This window comes from Paenibacillus sp. EKM206P, from assembly GCF_011066155.1.
Lineage (GTDB): Bacteria > Bacillota > Bacilli > Paenibacillales > Paenibacillaceae > Paenibacillus > Paenibacillus polymyxa_D.
In genome coordinates, this window is the sequence record NZ_JAAMNQ010000102.1 from 1 (window position 1) to 300 (window position 300).

1 protein-coding gene is annotated in these 300 nt (G+C 46.3%); it reads right to left on the bottom strand.

Annotation, left to right across the window (positions count from 1 at the left end; all coding sequences use genetic code 11):
• The coding region (locus G9G53_RS25900; RefSeq protein ID WP_165150906.1) for a condensation domain-containing protein at positions 1-300 on the bottom strand (300 nt) is incomplete at both ends.

Sequence of the window (300 nt, forward strand, 5' to 3'; positions counted from 1 at the left end):
CGCTACCTGCTGCTCGAACAGTGAACTTAACGTCTGATCTTGCGGATAATCTGCCGCCGTATCTCCCCACACCTGAATGATCTGTGCCTGTTCTTCTGGTGTCACCAATTCCAGCTCATTCACACGGATATGTGGATTATCGATAATTTGCTCGATGACATGCAGTACATGTCCCCGCATCCGCTCGATCGTAGACCGATCATATACATTCGCGTTGTATCTAAACATGATGCGGAAAAGCTCATCTGGCATCACAATCAAGTCCAGATCATAATTCGTTTGCTCAACAACCTCTACATT